The sequence below is a fragment of the Trichocoleus sp. ST-U2 genome, assembly GCF_039961875.1.
Lineage (GTDB): Bacteria > Cyanobacteriota > Cyanobacteriia > Cyanobacteriales > FACHB-T130 > FACHB-T130.
In genome coordinates this window covers 68,024-92,938 of record NZ_JAMPJY010000025.1, presented here as the reverse complement: position 1 = coordinate 92,938, position 24,915 = coordinate 68,024, and the positions used below count along the sequence as shown (strand labels likewise).

At 47.6% G+C, this 24,915-nt stretch carries 20 protein-coding genes; 10 read left to right on the top strand and 10 right to left on the bottom strand.

Annotated features, from left to right (window positions below):
* The first annotated feature begins 399 nt into the window (after positions 1 to 399).
* Both NC996_RS17230 and NC996_RS17225 read left to right on the top strand, forming a co-directional pair.
* Complete coding sequence (locus tag NC996_RS17230; RefSeq protein ID WP_339380192.1) at positions 400 to 540, top strand: CHAT domain-containing protein; 141 nt, start codon at positions 400 to 402, stop codon at positions 538 to 540.
* A gap of 1,076 nt (positions 541 to 1,616) precedes the next feature.
* On the top strand, positions 1,617 to 5,528 hold the full coding sequence (locus NC996_RS17225) for a CHAT domain-containing protein (RefSeq protein ID WP_190683045.1): 3,912 nt from the start codon (positions 1,617 to 1,619) through the stop codon (positions 5,526 to 5,528).
* Positions 5,529 to 5,587: 59 nt separating this feature from the next.
* Here NC996_RS17225 and NC996_RS17220 read toward each other — a convergent pair whose 3' ends face one another.
* Positions 5,588 to 6,481: an alpha/beta fold hydrolase gene (locus NC996_RS17220; RefSeq protein ID WP_190683042.1), complete on the bottom strand. Its 894-nt coding sequence runs from the start codon at positions 6,479 to 6,481 to the stop codon at positions 5,588 to 5,590.
* A 383-nt stretch (positions 6,482 to 6,864) separates the two neighbouring features.
* Here NC996_RS17220 and clpS point away from each other — a divergent pair, with 383 nt between their 5' ends.
* Together clpS and NC996_RS17210 are read left to right on the top strand one after the other, a co-directional pair.
* Complete coding sequence (clpS, locus tag NC996_RS17215) at positions 6,865 to 7,146, top strand: ATP-dependent Clp protease adapter ClpS (protein ID WP_190415151.1); 282 nt, start codon at positions 6,865 to 6,867, stop codon at positions 7,144 to 7,146.
* Positions 7,147 to 7,188: 42 nt separating this feature from the next.
* On the top strand, positions 7,189 to 8,022 hold the full coding sequence (locus NC996_RS17210; RefSeq protein WP_347277779.1) for a CPBP family intramembrane glutamic endopeptidase: 834 nt from the start codon (positions 7,189 to 7,191) through the stop codon (positions 8,020 to 8,022).
* A gap of 218 nt (positions 8,023 to 8,240) precedes the next feature.
* Here NC996_RS17210 and NC996_RS17205 read toward each other — a convergent pair whose 3' ends face one another.
* Both NC996_RS17205 and NC996_RS17200 read right to left on the bottom strand, forming a co-directional pair.
* Positions 8,241 to 8,960 (bottom strand): pentapeptide repeat-containing protein, encoded by a 720-nt coding sequence (locus NC996_RS17205; protein ID WP_190429621.1) that lies wholly within the window; start codon positions 8,958 to 8,960, stop codon positions 8,241 to 8,243.
* Entirely contained in the window at positions 8,929 to 9,192 is a 264-nt protein-coding gene (locus tag NC996_RS17200; RefSeq protein ID WP_190415153.1) for a hypothetical protein, read from the bottom strand. The genes NC996_RS17205 and NC996_RS17200 overlap by 32 nt, the downstream gene beginning before the upstream one ends.
* A gap of 308 nt (positions 9,193 to 9,500) precedes the next feature.
* On the opposite strand from NC996_RS17200, the gene NC996_RS17195 reads away from it, so the two are divergent.
* Positions 9,501 to 9,728, top strand: coding sequence for a hypothetical protein (locus NC996_RS17195; protein WP_190683039.1), 228 nt, complete (start codon positions 9,501 to 9,503; stop codon positions 9,726 to 9,728).
* A 599-nt stretch (positions 9,729 to 10,327) separates the two neighbouring features.
* Here the strand turns inward: NC996_RS17195 and carB are convergent.
* Positions 10,328 to 13,606, bottom strand: a complete 3,279-nt coding sequence (carB, locus tag NC996_RS17190; protein WP_190433731.1) for a carbamoyl-phosphate synthase large subunit — start codon at positions 13,604 to 13,606, stop codon at positions 10,328 to 10,330.
* A 546-nt stretch (positions 13,607 to 14,152) separates the two neighbouring features.
* Entirely contained in the window at positions 14,153 to 14,707 is a 555-nt protein-coding gene (locus NC996_RS17185; protein WP_190415157.1) for a Dps family protein, read from the bottom strand.
* Positions 14,708 to 15,027: 320 nt separating this feature from the next.
* Here NC996_RS17185 and NC996_RS17180 point away from each other — a divergent pair, with 320 nt between their 5' ends.
* The 3 genes from NC996_RS17180 (at position 15,028) to NC996_RS17170 (ending at position 16,635) form a co-directional block, all read left to right on the top strand.
* Positions 15,028 to 15,300 carry an Asr1405/Asl0597 family protein gene (locus NC996_RS17180; RefSeq protein WP_190415158.1) on the top strand — a complete coding sequence of 91 codons (273 nt, stop codon included), beginning with the start codon at positions 15,028 to 15,030 and terminating at the stop codon, positions 15,298 to 15,300.
* A gap of 18 nt (positions 15,301 to 15,318) precedes the next feature.
* Entirely contained in the window at positions 15,319 to 15,978 is a 660-nt protein-coding gene (locus NC996_RS17175; protein WP_190683036.1) for a (2Fe-2S) ferredoxin domain-containing protein, read from the top strand.
* A 120-nt stretch (positions 15,979 to 16,098) separates the two neighbouring features.
* Positions 16,099 to 16,635: a Uma2 family endonuclease gene (locus NC996_RS17170; protein WP_190683033.1), complete on the top strand. Its 537-nt coding sequence runs from the start codon at positions 16,099 to 16,101 to the stop codon at positions 16,633 to 16,635.
* A 207-nt stretch (positions 16,636 to 16,842) separates the two neighbouring features.
* Here NC996_RS17170 and NC996_RS17165 read toward each other — a convergent pair whose 3' ends face one another.
* The 5 genes from NC996_RS17165 to NC996_RS17145 form a co-directional block, all read right to left on the bottom strand.
* On the bottom strand, positions 16,843 to 17,097 hold the full coding sequence (locus NC996_RS17165) for a hypothetical protein (protein WP_190415162.1): 255 nt from the start codon (positions 17,095 to 17,097) through the stop codon (positions 16,843 to 16,845).
* A gap of 163 nt (positions 17,098 to 17,260) precedes the next feature.
* Positions 17,261 to 18,172 (bottom strand): alpha/beta hydrolase, encoded by a 912-nt coding sequence (locus tag NC996_RS17160; protein ID WP_190683030.1) that lies wholly within the window; start codon positions 18,170 to 18,172, stop codon positions 17,261 to 17,263.
* A 21-nt stretch (positions 18,173 to 18,193) separates the two neighbouring features.
* Positions 18,194 to 19,201 (bottom strand): GTP-binding protein, encoded by a 1,008-nt coding sequence (locus NC996_RS17155; protein ID WP_190683027.1) that lies wholly within the window; start codon positions 19,199 to 19,201, stop codon positions 18,194 to 18,196.
* A gap of 243 nt (positions 19,202 to 19,444) precedes the next feature.
* Positions 19,445 to 20,686 (bottom strand): Rid family detoxifying hydrolase, encoded by a 1,242-nt coding sequence (locus tag NC996_RS17150; protein ID WP_190683024.1) that lies wholly within the window; start codon positions 20,684 to 20,686, stop codon positions 19,445 to 19,447.
* 195 nt (positions 20,687 to 20,881) lie between these two features.
* Entirely contained in the window at positions 20,882 to 21,517 is a 636-nt protein-coding gene (locus NC996_RS17145) for a TetR/AcrR family transcriptional regulator (RefSeq protein ID WP_190428402.1), read from the bottom strand.
* A gap of 222 nt (positions 21,518 to 21,739) precedes the next feature.
* On the opposite strand from NC996_RS17145, the gene NC996_RS17140 reads away from it, so the two are divergent.
* Positions 21,740 to 23,323 carry a pitrilysin family protein gene (locus NC996_RS17140; RefSeq protein ID WP_348260007.1) on the top strand — a complete coding sequence of 528 codons (1,584 nt, stop codon included), beginning with the start codon at positions 21,740 to 21,742 and terminating at the stop codon, positions 23,321 to 23,323.
* A 59-nt stretch (positions 23,324 to 23,382) separates the two neighbouring features.
* A complete protein-coding gene (locus tag NC996_RS17135) occupies positions 23,383 to 24,888 on the top strand; it encodes a pitrilysin family protein (protein WP_190683018.1) in 1,506 nt (501 codons plus the stop codon).
* Positions 24,889 to 24,915: the final 27 nt, after the last annotated feature.

Genomic DNA, 24,915 nt, shown 5'->3' with positions numbered 1-24,915 from the left:
TATAGCACTGTCTGCCTCGACGATGTCCGTTCTTAGCGGTTTGAGTGGAGTTACATTCAGGGCATTTCATCCTTCTATTATACCAAATCTAGCATTACTCTTTCAGCAACGCCAGAGCGAGAATATCGAGAGTGAAGTCCACATTGTTGTTCAGACTGTGGCTTTCATGTAAAACACTTTTTTAGAACCTGTTTACCCGTTGCGTCTCCCCGTTAGCGCCAGTGTGCCTAATCTGCTTCAGCTCTGGTTGCGCCTTCCAGCTTCACTCTGCCGATTTCCCCGTAGGTACTCCAGGTCGGTTCGGTGTGGGCAGATAGGGAGTCACATCACCCCTGATGGGCAGGACTCTAACCTGCATTGAGGAAGGAGTTATGAGGTTTGTTATCCTCATTTGAGCTTATGTATTTAGCTGAAAACGAATCGCACTTAGTGTCATTATGGGCGATCCCTGATGCCCCCACTTCTTTCCTAATGACGGAGTTTTATCATAATCTCCAGGGAAATCCAGACAGAGCCGCTGCACTGCGAAGTGCCATGTGAAAAACTCTGAAAACATACCTGAACCCATTAGACTGGGCGGTATTTACCCTGATCGGCGAAGCGCAGTGAAGGGAAATATTTGAGTAAGATTCAAGTCAATACTTTTCGGTTAATCTCTCCCCAACCCATAATTATCTGTGTGAAGGGTAGAGCGACTAAGTGTTAGCTATCGAAGCCTTCTCAATGTTGTGGGTTGCGTTCCTCAAAGGCCACGCCCCCAACGCGGAGAACTCATCTACACGGAGTGGCTTACCAGCCTACGAATGACAGGGTTTCATTCATTTCTCCGACTTAACTCCCAGCCATCCTCGACCTAGAAGCTCGTGCATCGGATTGTGAATTCTAGAAGAATTGGGGCGAGTATTGCACAAAGTGCATCTGAAGAGCGCGATCGCGTTTTTATTTAGATAAGGTCATATTCTTGCGGAAATCCTCGAACTCAGCATGTAGGGGCTAGCAAAAGCGGTAGTGACTCTTTGTCATTCATCTCGGAAAATTCCCAAATGAATGACAGACTTTTCGGATCGGTACAGCAAAGCCCTGGGCTATCATCGACCCATGCGGTAACGTTTAAAGGAAAGGGGTACGTTTAAGGGCAGAAAGGGGTATACTCCGGAAGGGTATATGTTGCCGACTGAACTGCCCGAAGTGGAGAATCGAAATTTGCCTACTCATCCGTTTTGGTGATGATTGGCACTTCACGATTGGCATAAACTCAAACAGTGTTACAGCCAATTAGTTTTATAGAAAAAATAATTTTACCATCCCCTAAAAGGAATGCGTTCGCCTATGGATTTTATATAGCTGTAGAGAGAAAAGTGCATTAACACATTTTGTTAAAATAAATGCATTAAAAATGCCTAAAATCTGCTTTTTGAGGATAGCTTGGAGATAAGGCTAGGCAGAGCAATCTAAATTTGTTTTTTTTGCCGCCTCGCCACTTTTCTAATTGAGAGTAGAAAAAAAATCGGTGCATTCTTACCAAGTATCTGGTTACCTGCTACCTGCAACACAAGCTGGGGTGACAGTTCCAGAAGTGGCAACGAGCGACGTGTTTCTTCCCAGGAATTAGGCAAATGAAAGTCGCTGTATGTGAAATCAGTCTATTGCTGAAGGCAAGCTATATTAAAGTGAAAAAAGAAAAAGGAAAAAGGATAAAATATTTAGTTTTACCCTTGGCCTTTTGGATGTTGCCTGCGATCGCTCCAGGAGGCGTCGATTGGGCGATCGCGCAGGCACAAATTGTGCCAGATCAAGACCCCACCAACAGCACGAACACCATTGTCAATACCAATGGCAACAGTTTCGACATTACTGGGGGAAAAACCTCCAGTAATGGGGCAAACCTTTTTCACAGTTTCTCCGAGTTTGGGCTAAACGCCAACCAAGTTGCGAATTTTCTGTCAAACCAAAATATTAAAAATATATTGGGTCGCGTCACTGGCGGAAACCCCTCTATTATTAACGGTCTGCTCCAAGTTACGAATGGCAATTCCAATCTGTTTCTAATTAATCCATCTGGGATTGTATTGGGTGCCAACGCCAGCTTAAATGTAAACGGAAGCTTCACCGCCACCACTGCTACAGGAATTGGTTTCGGCAGCAACTGGTTCAATGCATCTGGTAACAATAATTATGCTGCTCTGGGGGGAGAACCCAACGCCTTTGCCTTCACCAACGCTCAACCCGGTGCAATTATCAACGCAGGGCATCTGAGTGTAGGCGCGGCAAAGGATATTGCTTTACTGGGTGGTACCGTAGTAAATACCGGAACCCTGACAGCTCCTGGGGGTAATATCACCTTAACAGCCGTACCTGGTGAGAACATAGTACGCCTGAGTCAACCAGGGAATCTACTAAGCTTAGAAATTCAACCCATAGCAGCAGCCGGTAGCCAGCCGGAAAATTGGACATTGCCAGTTGCTTCCATCCCAGAACTGTTAACGGGAGGCGGTGCCGGGAGTGCCACTGGGCTAACAGTCAACAGCAATGGTCAGGTAGTGTTAACGGGATCTGGGGTTAGCATTCCCACAGATCCAGGCACTGCGATCGCCTCTGGCAGTCTCAACGTTTCAGGTCAGACTGGCGGCACGGCGCAGGTCTTGGGCGACAAAGTCGGGCTGGTTAGTGGCAATGTTAACGCTTCAGGCACCAATGGTGGCGGCACCGTCCTGATTGGAGGGGATTTTCAGGGGAAAGGCACCATTCCCACTGCCTCTCATACTTACATCAGCAGCGACTCTACGATCAATGCTGACAGTTTGCTCAACGGCGATGGCGGTCATGTCATCGTCTGGGCAGACAAAGTAACCGGCTTCTATGGCAAAATCGGTGCTAGTGGCGGCACTAATCAAGGTAATGGTGGCTTTGTCGAAGTATCCGGCAAGGAAAACTTAGCATTTAAAGGAGAGGTGAATGTAGGTGCCCCTAACGGGGTAGACGGCACCATTCTGCTCGATCCAAAGAATATCAAGATAGTCAATACAGGTGGTACGAACGACGATCAACTCAATGCCGATACTCCTACAGGAGACTTAGCGGGGCAAATTTTATCGGCTGATGGAGGGGATGAGGTAGACTTCACTATCTCCAAGAGCTTACTCGAAAATCAGACTGGTAATGTCTTACTACAAGCAACGAATGATATTACCATCGACAACGGTGTGTCGCTGGACTTTTCTTCTGGTGGCTCGATTACCTTTACTGCCGACGCGGATAAAAATGGTGCCGGGTCTTTTTCAATGGATCAATCGCAATCCATCACAACTTCCGGGGGAGCGTTAACCATTACAGGTGCAAATGTAACTGTTGGAGAGATTAACACTTCTGTTAAGGGCAACATGGGCGGTGCTGGTAGTGTAACGTTGACAGCACAAGACGGAAACATTAAAACTGGCAACATCATAACGAAAGCTACAGGCGGCCCCAACGATGGTGGGAATGTAACGTTAACTGCGAAGGGTAGCATTACGTATAACAAGATAACGGCGGGCGCTTCTGGTAATGGAAAGTTCGGTCAAGGCACTGATGGGACGATTACTTTAACAACGGGTACAGCAGCCCCCATAAAATACACGGGATCTACGGGATCTGCCCAACCGACCAAGGTAGGTACAGATATTGCCCCAAATCCGGGCAGTAATACAGGTGGCAGCGGCACGGGTGGCATAGATACAGGTGGCAGCGGCACGGGTGGCATAGATACAGGTGGCAGCGGCACGGGTGGCATAGATACAGGTGGCAGCGGCACGGGTGGCATAGATACAGGTGGCAGCGGCACGGGCGGCATAAATACAGGTGGTAGTACCGGCGGCATAGATACGGGCAGTAATACAGGTGGCAGCGGCACCGGCTCATCCGGGGGTACGGGTGGAAACACAGGCTCCTCCGGTGGCACGGGGGGCGGCACAGGCAAAAACACAGGCTCCTCCGGTGGCACGGGGGGCGGTAGTACCGGCACTGGTGGCACGGGCAAAAACACAGGCTCCGGCAGCCCTAGCAACGATCAAGCAAGCAAGGGAGATGACGGAACAAGTCAGGGAGATAACTTATCCGGCTCAGGAAACGATCCGGTTTCCACCTCTTCCGGCAAGGAAAATTCATCATCACGAAAGGTGGATGCGGAATCATCTTCACAAACTGATGCAAGTGAATCTGTTGCAGTTCTGGAAGAATCCTTCACCCGTGAATTTGAGGAATATTTGGGTCAGCAGGTTGATTCTCAGACAACCACACTGGTAGAGGCTCGGAATATTCTGCAAAAAATTGAGAAAGCGACTGGGGTGAAACCAGCACTCATCTATGTAACTTTTGTGCCTCAGACGATTGCACTCGATCCGAGCCTACTGGATACAACGGCTTTCAATGGAACTAAGTCACTACAGCCGTTAAATCAACCAGAAAATGTGCAGCAATCTAGTTTCCTAGGTAAGGTCAATCGGGCAGGGCGTAACAATAGCGACCAGTTGGAAATATTGGTGGTGACTTCTGATGGTGTCCCCATTCGCAAGCGGGTTCCGGGGACAACGCGATCGCAAGTAATCAAGGTTGCCGATCAATTCCGTGCCGAAGTGATTAACCCCCGAAGACAGAAGGCTTACCTGGCTCCAGCCCAAAAACTTTATAAGTGGATGATTGCACCCATTGAAGCCGATTTACAAGCGCGGGGTATCCAGAATATGGTCTTCCTCGCAGACAGTGGGTTACGCTCCATCCCGATTGCCGCTCTCCACGATGGTCAAAAGTTTCTGGTGGAGAAATACAGTACGGGGCTGATGCCCAGTCTTAGTTTGACGGATACTCTCTTCAAAGACATTAAAAATTCCCAAGTTCTGGCAATGGGAGCAGAGAAGTTTCCCGAACAAAGCGCTTTACCATCAGTGCCCCTAGAGTTGTCAATGATTACGCCCCAGCTGTGGAAAGGCAAAGCCTTCCTTAACGACGCCTTCACCCTCAAGAATCTGAAGTCTCAGCGCTACTCGCAGCCTTTTGGGATTGTCCATCTAGCAACTCATGCCGAATTTGAATTAGGCCCTCCTAGCCAATCCTACATTCAGCTATGGGACACAAAACTGCGATTGAATCAGCTAAAGCAAATGGGCTGGAACGATCCACCTGTAGAGTTATTAGTGCTGAGCGCCTGTCGCACAGCGTTAGGCAATGAACAGGCGGAGATGGGCTTTGCTGGATTGGCTGTGCAAGCAGGAGTGAAATCGGCAATGGGAAGCCTGTGGTACGTCAGTGATGAAGGGACGCTGGGACTGATGACCAGCTTCTATTCACAATTGAAAAAAGCCCCCATCAAAGCGGAGGCACTACGGCAGGCACAGATATCGATGATTAATGGAGAAGTAAGCATTGAGGGAAACAAAATGCATACTTCCAGAGAGGATATCTCGCTACCTCCGGAGTTGGCAGGGTTAGGAGAGAAGAAACTCTCTCATCCCTATTATTGGGCAGCGTTTACGATGATCGGCAATCCTTGGTAAACAATTAAAAACGCCAAATTAAACATTCTCTGATTTTTATTTGGCGTTTTTTTGAATTTTTAATTGCTTAATACCCACGAGCGCATCAGAGCATTTACTTGTTCTGGTACCTCATCATGGGGACAGTGACCTGCTTGTAAAAAATGCTCTGTCAGTTGAGGATAGTATTGGCGAAATTGCTCCGCTCTATCTCTTGCATTCATCCAGGGATCTGCTTCTCCCCACAACAGCAACAGCCGGCAGCGCATCTGCTTTAATAAAACGTCAACTTTTTCGCCTTGAGGCGTTCTGAAGACAGAAGCAAACACTTGAGCAGCACCGGGATCGCAAGAGGGGCGATAGATTTCTTCCACCAACCGATCGGTGATCGCACTCTGGTCGAGATAAACTTTCTGGAGTGTATTCCGAATGACTGAACGTTGGCGCGCATACTGGAACAACAGAAAACTAGCCCAGGGTTGGCGAAAAAGTGACTGAACGACTTCACCCATCACTTTTTGGATGGGGTTCGGTTGAGTCGGCACCTTAAGATTGGTGAACGGGCCAGCACTATTGAGCAATACCAATCCAACAGCGGCTGATGGACGTTGGGCTGCCACGCAAAGCCCGCAATAGCCGCCTAGAGAGTTTCCTGCTAACACAACTGGCTGACGAATCACGTTAGTGATGAAATCATACAGTTGGTCTCGCCACAAGTCGCCACCATACTCCCACTCCGGCTTGGCTGAACGACCAAAGCCCAGCAGATCGATCGCCCAAACTTCAAAATCCTGACTCAGTTCAGTAATATTCTTGCACCAGTGGTCTGTAGAGGCACCAAAGCCATGAATCAATAATAGGGGCGGGCGTTCGGTTTGCGGTTGTCCTGACCGTACATAATAGATGGATTGCCCCCGCCATTGCCAATAAGTGCCGGGAATGGGGACGGTAGAGGCTGCTGGGGTTGCCTGCATGTCACAAAAATGTTAAGTAATGTTAACTTCTTTATTTTAGCTTCTCAGGAAGGCTGGATGCCCTTAGACATTCAGTAGTTCCGTCTAAGGGCTTGGTTGCTGCATCCCCGTTAGTTATGTTGAGGAAAGGTTTTGCTCAGGCGTAGGGGAAATGCTGGAGCGATCGCCTCCTCAGAACGCATAAGTATTGAGTAATATAAAAAAAGCAGCTAGAATCTTAACATTTGCCTTGAGCGACCCAACTTCAGATGGGGTAACGTAGGCGCGTAGCGGCTTTCCGTATGGTAGTACGCAAGCTGTGTTCGCATCACATCTGGAGTAGAGAAGGGGAGAGTTCAAGTAGCGTTTATCAATCGTAGATCAGTAACGAAGAGGGAAGAGCAGTGTCTGTCGAAACCGTACAAAAGCCTTCAACAGTCCGTAAACTCGCACCTCGTTATCGTGTGTTGCTCCATAATGATGACTTCAACCCAATGGAGTACGTGGTGCAGGTTTTGATAACGACGGTGCCTGGTATCACGCAACCTCAGGCTGTCAGTATCATGATGGAAGCTCATACCAATGGGCTTGCTCTCGTGATTACTTGCGCCTTGGAGCATGCGGAGTTCTATAGCGAAACATTGAACAACCACGGATTGACCAGCACTATAGAACCAGACGAATAGGATACGCCTAGGCAACAAGTAAGAGGCAAGAGGTTGTTAAAAATAAACTTTGTCCGTTTAGCCCAGTACCCGGCACCGGCGCGGCTGGGCTGTTTTGTGCTGAGTTTACTCTTGCTCTGGTTGCCGGTGGCTGCACCCATTTACTTACTCTTGAGTAAAGATCCCAACTTAGTTACCATCCTAACGATGGGGCTGTTGTTTGCAGCGTTTCTCCTGCTTGTTCGGTGGTGGGGTCAGAAAGTCTATCAGCAACCCCAGCTACTGAGACGCTATGGTTTACAAGGAACGCGGCAAAATGCCAAAGAGCTTTTCTCTGGACTGGGTGTTGGCGTCTTGATTACTTTCAGTCTGTTTGGGCTGGAGGGGCTATTGGGTTGGCTGGTGTGGCAGCCTCCGACAATTCCATTAGCCAAGCTGATTTTAGAAGGGTTAGCGAGCGCTCTGGGTATCGGTTTTGCAGAGGAATTGGTATTCCGAGGTTGGCTGTTAGATGAGTTGGAACGGGATTATCGTCCCCGCGTATCTCTTTTGGCAGATGCTTTTATCTTTGCGCTGCTACATTTTCTGAAGCCGCTGAGGGAGATTTTTCGGACTTTGCCGGGATTTCCAGGGTTGTTGCTGCTGGGATTAACCCTGGTTTGGGCAAAGCGCGGAAGCAAGGGGCGTCTGGGACTTTCGATCGGTCTGCACGCTGGCTTGGTTTGGGGATACTACATCATTAATGTGGGGAATCTGGTGCAATTTTCTGGTCAAGTTTCCGACTGGATTACTGGTGTGGACAAAAATCCCTTGGCGGGGGTAATCGGGTTGGTGTTTTTGAGCGTTTTGGCGTTTGGGATGCGGAAGCGATCGCATTCACTACACTCGCCTCAATAATCAACAACCATTGATCCTAGACTCAACCTATAGCATTACCCAATCTGGCTTCTGGAGTGGGAGAGTCCCTCTTTATCGGCAAACGGAATTCTCTACTTCCCTGCGTGTCTCCCCCATCTAAACTCTTTGGAGAGAGGTTAACCGAAAAGTATTATAAAACTTAGTTGTGGCGGATTCGGTAAGCGGCTCTTGAGGAGCAACGACGAGCGCAAATATTCTTACCAGATTGCCCCTCGCCGCTTCAAGTCACGCTTCATTGCTTCTGAAAGTCCTGTATTCTCTCCAAATCGAGCTTTTTCCACTTTTACCGTGCCTAAATCCGCATCGCTCAAATTGGCACGACGTAGGTCAGCGCCGCTTAGGTCGGCACCCATCAAGTTTGCACCTATCAACGTGCCACTACTCAGGTCAGCACGACGCAGGATAGCATAACTCAAGTTCGCCTCACTCAAGTTGACACTACACAAGGAAGCATCAATTAAGTTGGCGCGACAAAGGTCGGCTCCAATCATTTGAGCCTCATTCAGTTGGGCACATAGTAAGTTGGCACTGTTGAGGTTAGCACCAATCAAGTTGGCACCCATCAAACAGACTTTAATGGCGTCAGCTCTGTTGAGATTGGCACTGAGCAAATTGGCACCGCTCAAATCAGCCATATTCAAGTTGGCTTTATTCAGCTTGGCACCCGCGAGATCGGCACCAATCAGATTGGCACCCAGCAGCAGCGTACCCAGCAAAATCGAACCGCTTAAGTCGGCACCATGTAGGTCAACGCCACTAAGATTAGCACCCGCAAAATCTTTAACGGGATTTAATCCAGCAATTTCTGCTAATTCAAGGAAGTTATCTGTATCTGCCTCTACAACGTGTAAGATCAAGTCTTTCAGTCGCTGGAGAGATTTCTCATTAGGCACATTCAAACTCTGTCCGGCTTTCATTAGGCTTTTGTTTGGACCTGAATAGGCAGAGGGCAATCATTCTCTCTATTACCGCCCTCTTGTTACGACTAATATGCTTCAACCCCAGTTCCTCGACATCCGGATATTCACTTACAAATTGGTTATTTTGCTCTAGTTGAGCCAAAATTGCTTCTAAGGATTTATCGAGACTGTCTGTTGACTCCTCATCAACCATCTCTAGGTGGGATTTTTTAGAATTTGAGTATTGCATTTTTTACCTCAACATCATTTAGCTTAAGTAAACCCATTCTAAAAATAACATTGCACTGCGATCGCCGGGGAAATATCCACTAAAATTTACGTGAATTTGAGGGTTCATCAAGTTATGGAAAAGTAACAAACTCCTTTTCGTCTAGATGTCTGAAGCTGCATGAGTTTTAGAAAAAAAAATTGATTCTCAACCAGTAAAACAAAAGCAATATTTAGTATGTTTTTATACTTGGGTTACTTGGATTTTGATTTCTGGATTGAACTCGCTCGAAAAAACTTTACGGTTGTTTTTGTCTAAAGTGCGATTGGTTGGCATTTCCCCAACAAAATAGCTGGGATCGTTACGGGCAGACATTTATCAGACTCAGAGAAAGAAGATTTAACCTTGACCTGCTTGAGGGACTTTGGGCGATCGCTTATCGAGCGATCGTGTTGCGTAGCCGACAGCATATGCTGCAATTGAAATGGCTATGTGGCGATCGCATCGGTTCAGTTGCATCAGGGAAACACCAAGCGAAATTACTATGTAATCTATAATACTTTTACCTACTGACATTCCCTTTGCTCGAAATGCCTTTTTAGTCAAGTTTCTATCAAATTGCATAAAAGAATAATTGTGAATCCACGCTTCTCGATAGAAGGCGAATCTGACGATTTGCTGACAATTTAACAAAGTAGTAATTTCTTCTGAATGTCAAAAAATCTCAACTCAGTTGCTGCCAACTATTGCCTTTACGAAGGGCAATAAATTTATACCTATCCCTAATAATTCATAAAGGTTGCCAATAAATTGTCAAAGCTCAGCGTCGGTTTCTGGGATGACAAGCTTGACATTTTGAACGGGAAATGGTTTAAGAACGGGGATGCTTATCTCTTGCAAAACCTGATTGAAGTCCTAACTGAAGTAGGGATACGATCCCACTACGTAGATTTCGGCTTAGTTTGGAAAGAACCCAAACCTGTTTTCTTCGAGAACAGGTTTGGGTAAGCAACCTTGCGATCGCTTCGGTAAAATCCCCTAAGATTCATGGGGGATTCCCGGAAGGGCGTTTGGCATCTATAGCGGTTCTTATTTTTATGCCATACACTCTGACCTCGCCCCTCCCCTTCCCGATTCCGAAAAGGGGACTGGAGAGTTAAACCTGGATTGGACTCAACTTGGCATCACTATAGTTGGGGATGCCAATATAGTCTTGCAGCGCTTTCACCTCCAAAGGAGCTGACTGCAAGGCACGAATCGCTGCCGCAGTAGCTTTAGCACCTGCAATCGTCGTGATCATAGGGATTTTGTAAGTGAGGGCACTGCGACGAATCAAGCGTCCATCTGCCTGCGCTTCTTCCCCAGAAGGTGTGGTGATAATCAGCTGAATCTTGTTGTTTTTGATCGCATCCAGAACGTGAGGACGCCCCTCATGCAGTTTCAGCACCACATCCACCTCTAGCCCATGTTCCCGCAGCACTTTGCGCGTGCCAACGGTGGCGACAATATGAAAGCCCAACTCAATCAAATCTCTGACCACTGGCACCGCCGCCGCCTTGTCCCGGTCGTTCATTGAGACAAACACTGTGCCAGATAAGGGCAACCGCTGTCCCGCTGCTAACGCTGCCTTAGCAAACGCTCTTCCGAAATCCACGTCAATCCCCATCACTTCTCCCGTCGAGCGCATTTCTGGTCCCAGAAGGGTGTCAGCACCGGGGAATTTTTCAAAAGGCAGTACGGCTTCCTTGACGGCAACGTGACGCGGCAGTACCTCCTCTGTCAAGTCGAGGGATTCCAGCGTGGCACCTGCCATAATCCGGGACGCCAGAGCGGCTAGGGGTACTCCAGTCGCTTTGGAGACATAAGGGATGGTGCGCGAGGCTCTGGGGTTGGCTTCTAGAATGTAAACTTGTTCCCCCTGAACGGCAAACTGGATATTCATCAATCCAATCACCTTGAGGGTCTTGGCGAGATCGATAGTCCAGGTACGGATGGTATCCAAGACTGCTTCCGATAGGGAAGTATAGGGCAAGGAACAGGCAGAATCCCCAGAGTGAATGCCCGCTTGTTCGATATGCTCCATGATGCCGCCAATCACGACCTTACCAGTGCGATCGCTGATCGCATCCACATCCACCTCAATCGCATTTTCCAAAAACTTGTCGATCAAGATCGGATGATCGGGTTCCACCAGCACCGCATACATCATGTAGCGCTGCAAATCCTCATCGGAGTAGACAATTTCCATCGCCCGTCCTCCCAATACATAAGAAGGACGTACCACGACAGGGTAGCCAATGCGCTGCGCGACCGCTAAGGCGTCTTCAAAACTCCGAGCAATTCCGTTCGCTGGTTGCTTGATATCAAGTTCCCGCAGGATTTTTTCAAATCGCTCTCGGTCTTCGGCGGTGTCAATCGAATCTGGCGAGGTTCCCCAAATTTTAGCGGTGATTTCGGGGTGGGATTGCAGATATTCCTGCAATGGCAAAGCCAATTTTAGCGGCGTCTGACCCCCAAACTGCACGATAATTCCCTCTGGCTGTTCCGCCTCGATGATGTTGAGAACATCTTCTTTCGTCAGCGGCTCAAAGTAGAGGCGATCGCTCGTATCATAATCGGTGGAAACGGTCTCCGGGTTTGAATTGACCATAATCGTCTCAAACCCTTGCTTGGAAAGAGCATAAGCTGCATGACAGCAACAGTAGTCAAACTCAATCCCCTGTCCAATCCGGTTCGGGCCACCCCCTAAAATCATCACCTTGCGGTTATCTGAAGGCAATACCTCCGATTCTTCCTCGTAAGTTGAGTAGTAATAAGGAGTCAGTGCCTCAAATTCCGCCGCACAAGTATCCACGGTTTTGTAGACGGGGACGACGCCCAACTGCTTGCGGTAGTCGCGGACTTCATCTTCGGTCGTTTTAGTAGCGTAGGCGATCTGGCGATCGCTAAAACCTTCCTGCTTGATGTCCCACAACTTTTCTTTTGTCAGGTCTTTCAGCTTGCTTCGCTTCAAGAACTTCTCGGTTTCCAACAGTTGTTGCATCTTATCTAGAAACCACGGATCGATTCCCGTCAGTTCATAGACTTCTTCTACCGTCATCCCCATCAACATGGCATGACGAACGGTGAAAATTCTCTCTGGATGAGGCGTCCGCAGTCCCGAACGAATTTGTTCCAAACTCGGCAATTTCTCGTTCTTGTCGCATCCCCAACCCGCGCGACCCGTTTCCAAGCCTCTTAATGCTTTCTGGAACGACTCGCAGAACGTCCGCCCCATCGCCATCACTTCTCCCACCGACTTCATCTGCGTCGTCAGGATTGCCTGAGAACCCGGAAATTTCTCGAAGGCAAATCGGGGTATTTTCGTCACCACATAGTCAATGGTCGGTTCAAAGGACGCCGGGGTTTTCTTGGTGATATCGTTGGGAATTTCGTCGAGGGTATAGCCTACCGCCAACTTTGCCGCTATCTTCGCAATTGGGAACCCGGTCGCTTTAGAAGCCAGGGCAGAACTGCGAGAAACGCGGGGGTTCATCTCAATGACAATCAGGTCGCCAGTCAGAGGATTAACTGCAAACTGAATATTCGAGCCGCCGGTTTCTACCCCAATCTCGCGGATAATTTTAATTGACGCATCCCGCAACCGCTGGTATTCCTTATCGGTGAGGGTTTGCGCGGGTGCTACGGTAATCGAGTCCCCAGTGTGGATGCCCATCGGGTCAAGGTTCTCAATCGAGCAGATAATCACGACGTTATCTGCCAAATCGCGCATGACTTCTAGTTCGTACTCTTTCCAACCCAACAGCGACTGTTCGATGAGAATTTGCGACACTGGGCTGGCATCCAAACCGCCCTGAGCCATTTCTTCAAATTCTTCCTGGTTGTAGGAAATGCCGCCGCCGGTGCCGCCTAGGGTATAGGCAGGGCGGATAATCAAGGGATAGCTGCCAATTTGGGACGCGATCGCCTTCGCTTCGTCGAGGGTGCTAGCAATCCCCGATGGGCACACGCTTACCCCAATTTTCGCCATCGCTTCCTTAAACAGCAGCCGGTCTTCGGCTTTCTCGATTGCCGGTAGCTTGGCTCCAATTAACTCGACCCCGTACTTTTCCAGTACTCCATTTTTCGCAAGGGTGACGGCTATATTTAGAGCTGTCTGACCTCCCATTGTGGGCAGCAGCGCATCAGGTTGTTCTTTGGCGATTACCTTTTCTACGATTTCTGGTGTCAACGGTTCAATATAGGTGCGATCGGCCGTTTCCGGGTCGGTCATAATGCTGGCTGGATTCGAGTTCACCAGCACGACTTCATATCCTTCCTCCCGGAGCGCCTTACAGGCTTGAGTGCCTGAATAGTCAAACTCGCAGGCTTGTCCAATCACAATTGGACCAGAGCCTAGTAACAGAATTTTGTGGATGTCCTGGCGGCGGGGCATAGTTGTTTGTCCTAGCGTGACTGTTTTAAGTCCAGATTATTTTAAAGGCTTTCTTCCCTGTGCTTGGTAGTGGTTTTTGCCAATTTGCCCAAGATTTGATGAGGAAAGGTTTTTGCAACTTATTTTGTGTCAACTGGCAAGTGTCTTCTTGGTACAACCAGCTCCCATTGACCGGGCAGTTTGATCGAGGCTATCGATGTTAGAGACCAGGTTATCGCGTCTCTACCGCGATCGCGTCAAATCCGCTCTTCCATTCTGAACTCTTCGGTTCTCATTCCCCTGATGTAAGGAAGCCAAGAAATCCGCCTTTTAGGTTAGTTGACAACTAGTTTCAACAAGCTTAAAATTAATTTCTGGATTTTTCTTTACAACTTAATCAGAACTTTTACAACTTCATAATAAACAAGCAGAGAGAAGATATCTTCCCTCTGCTCAGTTAGTGTTACTCTCTGTCTTAAAGAACCACAGGTTAGGTACTGAAAATTTTAGCAGCCTGCATATCGAGGCTACATCTAGCTTACCTCAACGGGATTCAAGAGGCAGATACTAATTATTCGTAGTCTGGACAAAACCCAAGGTCAAGCTGTCTTTAGCGAGGAAGTGAGCCAGATGATAAGCCCGCTCTTCGGTTTTCAGCAAGATTGTTTCGTACAGATAACGGGTTGCGCGATCGCCCAAACTTTCTGCTTGTCCTGCCTGACGCCGGATTAGCTGAATCATCGCTTGCTCGGCGGCTAAGTCGTGTTCCACCATCTGGCGGCAAGAAAATACCCCTTCATCTTCTGGCGTGAAGCAGCACAGTTCTGCTAACTTGGCAAAGCCAGCTACTGGAACGCCACCCAGCCCATCCAACCGTTCGCCAATATCATGAACGTGTCCCTGCACCTGTTCGTAGCTTTCGCTGAAGAACTCGTGCAGCATATAAAATTCTGAACCTTCGACCACAAAGTGATGCTTTTGATATTGCAAGTACAGCGCCTGAAAACTCGCTAGAGCAATGTTGAAGCCCTCACAAACCGGCGTGGTGATACTGCGATCCAGCAACACCGGATTGTCATAAACCTGACCGAAGGAGCGCAATACACTCTGAGTTTCGGACATCGTTGTATTCTCCTCTCAATAAGCAACGGTTGTTGCTAATGCAGTAAGTGTATCACGCTAACCCAATTTTGGTGTCTCACTATAGTCTGAGCCAGTTTGACCCGATCCGCAGCAAGCGCTAGTTCCTCAGTTGTATCCTTGCCTATTTCTCGCAAGCAATTAAATTTTCAGTTAAGCTAGTTGAGAATTGTTGTCGTTTGAGTTATATGTATTAACTAGGGTGAAATTGTAAAAATTCCCTACGTCAGGGAATTTTCGGAAAGGCTAGCGAGTCCAGGGAAGTTATAGACAATGCTAATTTTTCGCGTCTGTGGGAACGAATGAATCCAATAGAGCCAATTGAGCCACAACCAGAAACCGGCAAGGTTGTTGAGGTGAATCGAGCAGATCGGTGGCAAGTTTATTACCGCTTGCGAGAGTTAGGAATTTCCTGTGGGTGTGCGGTTGACCAGCCCTTGCTGGTTGAGGTCTACAACACGACAGCAGCGATTCAGCTGTGGAGTGTTGTTAGGCAGTTAACGGCATCGCGCGGCGAGTTAGTGAGCCATCTGGAACGCTGCTGGCAGACGAGTAACGATCCAAAAGAAAGTTAAAAGAGGTTGTAAAAAAGCATGAGTAAATTTAAACAAAACAACTCAGAATTCCGCCTTGAGGGATGGTTACTCGGTTTTGTCATCGAAGATGGCTATAAAATCAAATATTTGAGACTCGCAACTTCAGAGGGTGAATGTCAGATCAAGCTTGCCAAAGAAGCTCGGATTTCCCTATTTCGCTCAGGAGTGACACCCGGTACTTGGGTTGAGGTTTTTGGCGAAACCAAGCTTAAGTTAAAAAGTGGAGAAGTCAAACAAAAAGCTTATCTGGTTAAACCGGGTGTTCCTCCCAGCCAAGTTCAGGAAGTTGGACAAGTAGAGGCAATTCAAAAAACGCCTCCACCTGCTAAAAAATTACCTCTACCTTCCGGCGTCAAAGCGACAATTTTGGTGTGTAAAAAGTCCGATTGTTGCAAGTTGGGTGCTAATAAAGTTTGTCAGGCTTTAGAAGAAGGTTTGCGCGATCGCGGCTTGGACGACCAGGTTACGATTAAAGGAACTGGCTGCATGAAGCGTTGCAAATCAGGGCCAAATATCGTTATGCCGGATAAAACCCGCTACACTCGGATTAACGCTACAGAAATCCCTGAAATTATTGATAAACATTTTCCAGATGAGATGGTATCTAAAGAGCTAATTGCACCTCGTTTGGAGTGCGAAACGGCTACGGTTCGTTAATAATTTTTCGTAATTTATAGATAATACATACCCCCAACTTCTTTTTATCAGGAAGTTGGGGGTATCGTCTATGTGCAGCCTGCCATAATATTAGTACCTGACCAAAGCGAGTAGATAACTATGGCGATCGCTACTGTAACCGAAAGCTTCTCTCTAGAAGACTTTATGACTAACCCCCCCGAACACATGGAGTGGGTGGATGGACAACTTGTGGAGAAAATGGGAATGACGGTAAAACACAGTCGGGTTCAGAGTAAGCTGGTTCTTTCCTGGGGAAATTACATAACCCAATCTGGACAACGAGGAGAGGTTGTTGTAGAACTTCCCTGTCGGACTTTAAGGCAGGGACGTCGTCCTGATGTATCCTACCTCACAGCGGAATTGGTAGCGCAGTTTGGTGAGGCAGGAGGGTTGCCACAAAGTCCACCGCTAATTGCTGAAATCGCTTCTCCAACGGATTCAGCCGAGGATTTGTTTGCCAAAGCAAGCGAGTATTTAGAGTCGGGTTGTTCGGAAGTCTGGCTAGTATTTCCTGAGAGTCGTCGGGTATTGTTAATTACTCAAAGTCAGACATTAGGGTTTAATACTGGTGATGTAGTGAGTACGCAACTTGTACTCAGAGGATTTAGTGTAGCGCTAGATGAATTGTTAGCTTGAAGCTGACAGTTGATAGAGATTTTAAATATTACTAAATGGATAGTAATTTTAGCGCGAGTAGCGTGGTAAGAGCGATCGCCTAAAAGTTACGTGGATTAAGCAAAAACCCACCATCACCGCCTGAAGACGGGCATAGTGGGTAAAGAGAAGGAAATTCTTCAACTCAAGAAAGCGCGATCGCTTTTTTGCCATCGCCGTCCATCTTGACTAAAGCGTAAACTGACCTTGCATTTGACTCAGAGCCTTAGTGCAAGCAGCACAACTGCACCCTAGATGGTCTTTGATAGGATTACTCGGTTGCACAGATGCAGGCACTTGTTGATATTGCACGACAATAACTTGTGCAGTTGGTGCAGACAGCATCATATTTGAAGCTTCAGCGGCTTGTGCTGTATTCGCTAGCAGGAGCATTGATGCCAAAATTATCGGACAAGTAAGCAAAGCAAGAGCAATTCTGTTCATAATTCAAAAGCTGACAGTTTTTGATGGCATTATAGCCAATTAATTGCCCGCTAAGTTTTGCTTAACGGCAACCAAATCCTTAGCTGTGTTAGCTTGGCTTGGCTTGAGGACAAAGTAAATGCGATCGCATCAGCGCATAAATATAAGCTAAGTGCGATTGCGCTCATCCATCCATCAAAAATGGCAAGATAGCAGCACCTACAGCATCTGCGTACTCTTCATGTAATCCCAACGAACCGGGAAGCCTGACTGTCTGCACTCCTGAGACATTCGCCATTGCTTCCATTTCTTCCTTTGATTTCGGCGGTGCTTGTTCGCCAATGACTACCATCACGGGTAACGGTAAAGGCTGAAACCAGGCGAGAAAATCGTCTCTATGATTCACCGGATCTAAACCTCCGGTGACAAAGGCGGCGGGAGCAAAACGCGCTCCTGGTTGATGTGCTGTCTGCAACTTTTGTTCGAGCCGGGGAGGAGTCAGCGAGTCAGGTTCAACGTAGACATGGCGACGATACATCAAGCTCATGAAGGATTCTGTGGTGTTTAGCTTGTAGAGAGCTTGTCCTAAAATGGGCGATCGCACTACATTTCTCAGCGTTCCAAACCACCCTTGCTGTTTACCCATCATCGTCGGAAATGGCCCGCGCCAAGTGGGAGCCGCTAAAACAATCCGTGATAAAACGGGCGGTTGTTGTTGCGCTAGTTGCATCGCATAACCAGCAGCGTGTCCAGCAGCAATGATGGCTATTGGAGTATCAAAAACATTTTTGACAAAATCTTGCAGAAATTGGTGATATAGGGCGGGTTGGTAGTTCAAGGGTAGACGAGGCGATCGCCCAAATCCAGGCCAATCGAGAGCAACGGCTTGAAACTGAGATGATAATAACTCTGCCAGTCCGTGCATTTCCGCGCGTGTAGAAACGGTGCTGAAAGCTGGCAGAAGTAATATAGGAGATCCTTTGCCTAGAGTTTCATAAACTATAGGTAATTCTTGTCCTTCCCAAGCCCAGAGATATTCCTGAACGGTTCCGCCAATTCCGACAGTACTAGGTGCAGAAATCGTTGAAGTTGCCATAAGACACAATCCCTATTTTATTTACTCTAAGCAATCTTTTAACTGCTGTTGAATTTGGGCTTCATTCAAGTTACGCCCAATAAATACCAGTTGATTGCTTTTTTGAGAAGTCCACTTGTCAGTTTTCATCTCAATTCGTTTACCGCACAGTTGAAAGATGTGGCGTAAACTACTCTCCTTAAACCAGAGTAAACCTTTGGCGCGAAAAACGTCTTCGGGAAGTTGTTCGGTTAAAAATTCTTGAAATTTCTCTAAAAGGAGAGGGCGATCGCTTTCAAAAGAAAATGACATGAAACCATCATTTTCTAAGTGGTGGGAATGATCGTGATGATGATCATGATGGTGATGATGGCTAGATTCCTCTTTAGCTGGATAAGATTCCGCTTGGGAAACTCCCACATCTAAAATTAGTGGCAGAGGAACTTGTCCGTAGGAGGTTCGCAAAACTCTTGCGCCTACTTTCATGGCGCGAATGTAGTCTTCCAACTCCTTGACTTGGGCTTCTGGAACCAAATCGGTTTTGTTCAGCAGAATGATGTCACCATAGGAAATCTGATTGAGGGCGGCATCACTTTCAAAATGCTCCGGTGTAAACGTTTCCACATCCACCAAAGTCAAGATAGAATCGAGCCGAGTTAGATCGCGCAAATCTGTACTAATAAAGGTCAAGGCAATGGGCAATGGATCGGCAATTCCGGTTGTTTCGACAATTAAGTAATCAATGCGATCGCTCCGTTCCAGCACCCGATAAACTGCATCGAGCAATCCATCGTTGATGGTGCAACAAATACAGCCATTAGTGAGTTCGATCATGTTTCGATCGACGGAAATCAATAGCTGGCTATCGATATTAATATCGCCAAATTCATTAACTAAAACTGCTACTTTTAAGTCTTGACAATTATGCAAAATATGGTTAAGCAGCGTTGTTTTACCACTGCCTAAAAAGCCTGTAACGATCGTGACTGGCATTCCCCGTTTAGGAATATCCGAAATCAGGTTTTGTTTGGGTGCTGTAAGATTGTTCATTACTCTTTCGGTGTTAATTGAGCGATGCAGACATAGATTCACACCATGCGGCGCAGTGTCTGCGATGACATGGCAAGTTCTCAGAATGCCAAGATATTTTTAATAATGATAACTATTATCATAGGCGATCGCAGGTAGTGCTTCGTAGGCGAACTCTTCTATCAATCGCTTACAGGCTATACAGGCGTAGGTTAGAGTAGCGAGTTCTAACCTACAATGCGATCGCGCTTGGCGTTGTCGGTCTTAAATTACCGCAATGCAGTCAATTTCTACCAGCACATCCTTGGGTAGACGGGATACTTGCACGCAGGCACGGGCAGGGGCTGTCTCTGCGTCAAAATATTTACCATAAACTGCGTTAACCGCAGCAAAATCATTCATATCTTTGAGAAAGACGGTGGTTTTGACCACATTCTCAAAGTTAGCGCCAGCCGCAGAGAGAATCGCTTCAAGATGAGCCATTACCTGTTCTGTTTGCTTGGCTACATCGTCGGTGTAGACAATATCACCGATTCTGGGATCGATGGCAATTTGACCAGCGACGAAGATCATCTGACCACTGGCAGCGATCGCTTGATTATACGGTCCGACTGGTGCTGGTGCGTTTTCTGTCCGAATTACTTTGCGAGTCATTGCTATTTGTGTTGGTAACGATGTTTCCTGTTTGCGGAGTCCTGTATCAGAGGCTGAGGACTTGTAAACTTCCCCATCGGGCATTATCGCGCCCGTGAAATCCGCACCCTTGATGCTTGCTCCATAAAGGTTTGCATCAGTCAAATCTGCTTTTTTCAGGTTGGCTCCATTCAGGTTTGCCCCCATGAAATTTGCTCCTTGCAGACCTGCTCTCTCTAAATTTATCCCTCGCAGACAGGCTTTTCTAAACTGTATGTTTGTCAGTTCTGCTGCGCCTAAATCCACCTCAGCAAAATTCATACCTGACAAATTATAGCTGGGCAACTTGACACCCCGGAGCTTGGCTCCTTGGAGATTGGCATCTTGGATGTTAACACTAGCTAATTCTGCCCGACTTAAGTCAGCTTCAGCTAAGTTTGCACCCGTTAGCCTCGCACTACTCAAGTTTGCTCTAACAAGGTTGGCTTGACTTAAAGAGGCTTTAGTTAGGTTGGCACTATTTAGTTGAGCATCACTTAGGTTTGCATTGTCTAGGTTGGCATTATTAAAGTTAACACCAATCAAGTTTGCCTTACTGAGGTTGGCACCGCTGAGTTCTGCCAAACCCAAATTTACTGAAGAAGCTTGCACCCCACTCAGATTTGCTCTAATTAAGGATACTCTGCTAAAGTTTGCGCCAGTGAGGTTGGCATTAGCCAGGTTTGCCTGATTTAACTCAGCTCCGGTCAAATCTGCATTCTGTAGGTCTATCCCACTTAGGTTTGCACCTGGGAGCTGTATCCCACTTAGTTTTGCTTTTTGAAAGTTCCGGTTGCCTTGGGCGTATCTTTTTAGAAGTTCTTCAGCGTCCATTGTTGGTTAAGCAATTATCGCGCACTTGCATCACTTTAAGACACCGGGCGAACAGGAAATCGCTGGGGCGTTGTTTTAAACCCGCGCAGCCGGGTTTTGTCTGTGTAGGCGCGATTTCTAAACGCCAGAGCTAATACAAATTTTAAACGCTCGGATTAATGCAAATTCTAATTGCCGGAGCTAATCTTAATTGCTTTATTTCGCTAACACACCGTTGAGGAAAATATCAGCCAACCCTTCTGCCATCTCTTGCATTGCTTTCGGGGAAGCATTTTCTCCCAATAGGGTGTCGTGGCTAAAACCGGCAATTGTGAACATCCCCAAGAAAACTTGGGCGACAATTCTCGGATTCATGCGGCGATAGGTGCCTCTATCCATTGCAGTTTGAAAGAAAGCTTCTGCCACATCCGTCATTTTGACAATTACTTCAGCTTGGATGCGATCGCGCAACTCTGGATGAAACTGCGCTTCGGTAAAGCAAACCCGCAGCATATCCGCATTTTCACGTAGATTCATCATCCGTCGATGCATCACCTGAGCCACAGCTTTATAGCTGCCCATTTCACTCAATTCGGTTAATAAATCTGTGAGAATTTCTACCCAGCCTTGCGTCGCCACCTCAATCAAGATCGCCTTTTTGTTCGGAAAATGACGAAACAACGTTCCTTCTGCAACCCCCGCTGTTGCGGCAAGATCGCGGGTTGTTGTCCCCTCATATCCCTGGCGGGCAAATAACCGCTGTGCTGCCTGTAAAATTCGGGTGTGAGTATCGTCTTCAGTATGAGCAACTTGCTTAGTTGTTCCTACCGTTTTCCGGTTAAAAATTCCCATATTAAGAAATAAATGGATGGATTACCACTAACACCCTAATGCAATTGTGCTATAGGCGAGTAATCAATCACCCAAACCTTCACAGATTGTTAACACCACACAATCCACGTTAGAGTCAATATCTTGGAATTAGCGCTGCTTAATCTTTAGTATTGTATGAGTCAGTTTTGTCGATTCCTGTGTGTGTCAATCCCAACGACAGCACAACCGTTACGGGAAAGTTTGAACCCCAGCCCTCAACCGTCAAGACAGCGTCAGTGGCGAAGCATTCTGGCTTTTCTGCTCGCGCTGCTGCTGGGGTGGGGTATGCAGCCAAATGTGGCGTTAGCTCGTACCCAGACGCTTGAAAAGGCGGATGGGACTGCCACACCCCAATCGATTCAACCCTATTTAGACCGGGTGATTCAGCGGGTGACAGAGTTTCGCTTAGAGAATGGTCTGAAGTTTATTGTATTGGAACGGCACCAAGCGCCGGTCGTGTCGTTTTACACCTATGCCGATGTGGGCGGTGCCAACGAACCCAATGGTCAAACAGGCGTTGCTCACTTTCTAGAGCATTTAGCTTTTAAGGGAACCACCCGCATTGGCACGCAGGACTACAAGGCAGAAAAGCCGCTTTTAGACCGCTTAGACCAGTTAGCCGAACAAATTCAGGCAGCAAAAGCGGCAAAGAAATCGGCAGAAGTGACAAGGTTGCAGGCAGAATTTAACAAAGTTGAAGCCGAAGCAGCGAAATATGTCAAGCAAAATGAACTAGGTCAGATTGTCGAACAAGCGGGCGGCGTCGGTCTAAACGCGGCAACCTCTACAGATTCCACGGTCTATTTCTACAGCTTTCCCTCTAACAAGTTAGAGCTGTGGATGTCGCTGGAGTCGGAGCGGTTTTTAGATCCGGTGTTTCGAGAATTTTATAAAGAGAAAGAAGTCATCCTGGAAGAGCGACGGTTGCGAACCGATAACTCGCCCATTGGTCAAATGATTGAGGCTTTTCTGGATGCGGCTTTCAAAGTGCATCCCTACAAGCGTCCAGTGATTGGCTACGACCAAGACATCCGCAATCTTACCCGCGAAGATGTGCAGAAGTTTTTTGACACGCACTACGTCCCCAGCAAGTTAACTATTGCGGTCGTTGGGGATGTTAACCCAGCGGAAGTGAAACGGCTGGCTCAAGTTTATTTTGGACGTTACAAAGCGAGAACAGCGGAACGGGAGCAATTACCGACGGAACCCAAGCAAACCGAAGCGCAGGATGTCACCTTGCGGCTGCAATCCCAACCTTGGTATCTAGAAGGCTATCACCGTCCGGCGATGAATCATCCGGATCATGCAATTTATGAACTGATCGGTCGATTGTTGAGCGATGGTCGGACTTCTCGCCTCTACAAGTCTTTAGTAGAAGAGCAGCAAGTCGCTCTGAATGCGGAAGGTTTTAGTGGCTTTCCGGGAGATAAATATCCGAATTTGATGCTGTTCTATGCGCTGACAGCTCCCGGTCATACAGTGGATGAAGTGGCGGCGTCTTTGAGCAAGGAAATTGAGCGGCTGAAGACGGAACCCGTAGCGGCGATGGATTTGGATCGGGTGAAGACCCAGGCAAGAGCTGATTTATTGCGATCGCTCGATTCCAATATGGGCATGGCGATGTCGCTAGTGGACTATGAAGTGAAAACCGGATCGTGGCGGAACCTGTTTAAGCAACTAGATGCGATCGCTACCGTGACACCCGCAGAAATTCAGCGCGTGGCGAAAGAAACTTTCCAGCCACAAAACCGGACAATTGGGCGAATTCTGCCGAAAGAGGGCTGAGGGAAGAGGACTGAGGACTGAGGTTTGAGGACTGCGAGGAAGAGGAAGAAGGACGAGGAATGAGTATGCAGTGGTTTAGGCAGAATTGGAGGAAGAAGGGCAAAGGGAAACAAAAGAAAAATTATTTTCTGTTTCTTTTGACTTTCTCCTTGATACTTTTGACATTTTTGATGCCAGCGGTAGCGGATACAGCGCGACATTATACGGAGTTGAAGTTTCCCCCGTTGCCGGAAATTCAGGTACCCCCGTACACGCGCTATCAGATGGACAATGGGATGATTGTGTATCTGATGGAAGATCGCGAACTTCCCCTCGTGAGTGGCACGGCGATGATTCGCACCGGCGGTCGTCTGGAACCAGAAAACGAGGTAGGTTTGGCTACGTTGGTTGGGGAAGTTCTGCGGACTGGCGGAACCGCGAAGCACTCCAGCGATGAACTAAACCAATTGTTGGAACAACGCGCCGCTTCGGTAGAGAGCAGTATTGTTAGCACTGCGGGTAGTGCTGACTTTACGACGCTCTCTGAAGACTTGAAGGACGTATTTAGTTTGTTTGCTGAGGTAATCCAAGAGCCGATTTTTGCACAGGAAAAGCTAGATTTAGCCAAGACGCAACAGCGCGGTGAAATTGCGCGGCGGAATGACGACCCAGGTGGTATTGCTTCCCGCGAATTTGAGAAATTAGTCTATGGCAACAATAGCCCCTATGCTCGCACCGTAGAATATGCAACCTTAGACAACATTTCCCGCGATGACTTAATCAGTTTCTACCAGAAATATTTTCATCCGAAGAATATGATTCTGGGCATCGTGGGGGATTTTGATAGTAAGGCGATGCGTCAGATGATCCAGGAAAAGTTTGGGAACTGGAAGCCAAAAGGCACAGCGCAAACTCCACCGATACCAGGAGCGGAACAGGCAAAGCGGGGAGGCGTGTTTCTGGTAAATCAGCCGCAGCTAACCCAGAGTAATATTGTCATGGGTCATCTGGGCGGTCAATTGAACAGTCCTGACTATGCGGCTCTGTCAGTATTAAATGGAGTGTTAAACGGTTTTGGCGGACGGTTGTTTAACGAAGTGCGATCGCGCCAAGGTCTTGCTTACACGGTGTACGGTTATTGGGGCGCTCAATATGACTACCCAGGCGTATTCCTCGCTGGGGGACAGACTCGCTCAGATGCGACTGTACCCTTCATTAAGGGCGTCTTATCGGAAATCGAGCGCATCCGCACCAATCCAGTGACGCCAGCAGAACTTTCCTACGCCAAGGAATCGGAACTCAATTCTTTTGTTTTTAAGTTCCAAGATCCCAGCCAAACTCTGTCGCGATTGATGCGATATGAATATTACGGCTACCCGAAGGATTTTATCTTTCGTTACCAGCGCGACGTGGAAGCAACCACGATTGAGGATATTCAACGGGTTGCCGAAAAATATCTCCAGCCAGAGAACATTGTTACCCTGGTGGTTGGAAATGCTGCTGCAATTCAGCCTCCTCTAACCAGCATCACGCCCAATGTTACGTCGATAGATATTGCGATTCCAGGAGCATCAAAAAATAGTTAGTCCTTAGTTATTGGCAACAGACTAATG

Coding starts and splice junctions, on each gene's coding strand:
- NC996_RS17230 (WP_339380192.1), top strand. CDS start 400: ATGTATTTAGCTGAAAACGAATCGCACTTAGTGTCATTATGGGCGATC.
- NC996_RS17155 (WP_190683027.1), bottom strand. CDS start 19,201: ATGAACAATCTTACAGCACCCAAACAAAACCTGATTTCGGATATTCCT.
- NC996_RS17200 (WP_190415153.1), bottom strand. CDS start 9,192: ATGCAATACTCAAATTCTAAAAAATCCCACCTAGAGATGGTTGATGAG.
- NC996_RS17205 (WP_190429621.1), bottom strand. CDS start 8,960: ATGAAAGCCGGACAGAGTTTGAATGTGCCTAATGAGAAATCTCTCCAG.
- NC996_RS17185 (WP_190415157.1), bottom strand. CDS start 14,707: ATGTCCGAAACTCAGAGTGTATTGCGCTCCTTCGGTCAGGTTTATGAC.
- NC996_RS17175 (WP_190683036.1), top strand. CDS start 15,319: ATGAGTAAATTTAAACAAAACAACTCAGAATTCCGCCTTGAGGGATGG.
- NC996_RS17165 (WP_190415162.1), bottom strand. CDS start 17,097: ATGAACAGAATTGCTCTTGCTTTGCTTACTTGTCCGATAATTTTGGCA.
- NC996_RS17225 (WP_190683045.1), top strand. CDS start 1,617: ATGAAAGTCGCTGTATGTGAAATCAGTCTATTGCTGAAGGCAAGCTAT.
- NC996_RS17150 (WP_190683024.1), bottom strand. CDS start 20,686: ATGGACGCTGAAGAACTTCTAAAAAGATACGCCCAAGGCAACCGGAAC.
- NC996_RS17160 (WP_190683030.1), bottom strand. CDS start 18,172: ATGGCAACTTCAACGATTTCTGCACCTAGTACTGTCGGAATTGGCGGA.
- NC996_RS17135 (WP_190683018.1), top strand. CDS start 23,383: ATGAGTATGCAGTGGTTTAGGCAGAATTGGAGGAAGAAGGGCAAAGGG.
- NC996_RS17170 (WP_190683033.1), top strand. CDS start 16,099: ATGGCGATCGCTACTGTAACCGAAAGCTTCTCTCTAGAAGACTTTATG.
- NC996_RS17145 (WP_190428402.1), bottom strand. CDS start 21,517: ATGGGAATTTTTAACCGGAAAACGGTAGGAACAACTAAGCAAGTTGCT.
- NC996_RS17220 (WP_190683042.1), bottom strand. CDS start 6,481: ATGCAGGCAACCCCAGCAGCCTCTACCGTCCCCATTCCCGGCACTTAT.
- NC996_RS17180 (WP_190415158.1), top strand. CDS start 15,028: ATGAATCCAATAGAGCCAATTGAGCCACAACCAGAAACCGGCAAGGTT.
- carB (WP_190433731.1), bottom strand. CDS start 13,606: ATGCCCCGCCGCCAGGACATCCACAAAATTCTGTTACTAGGCTCTGGT.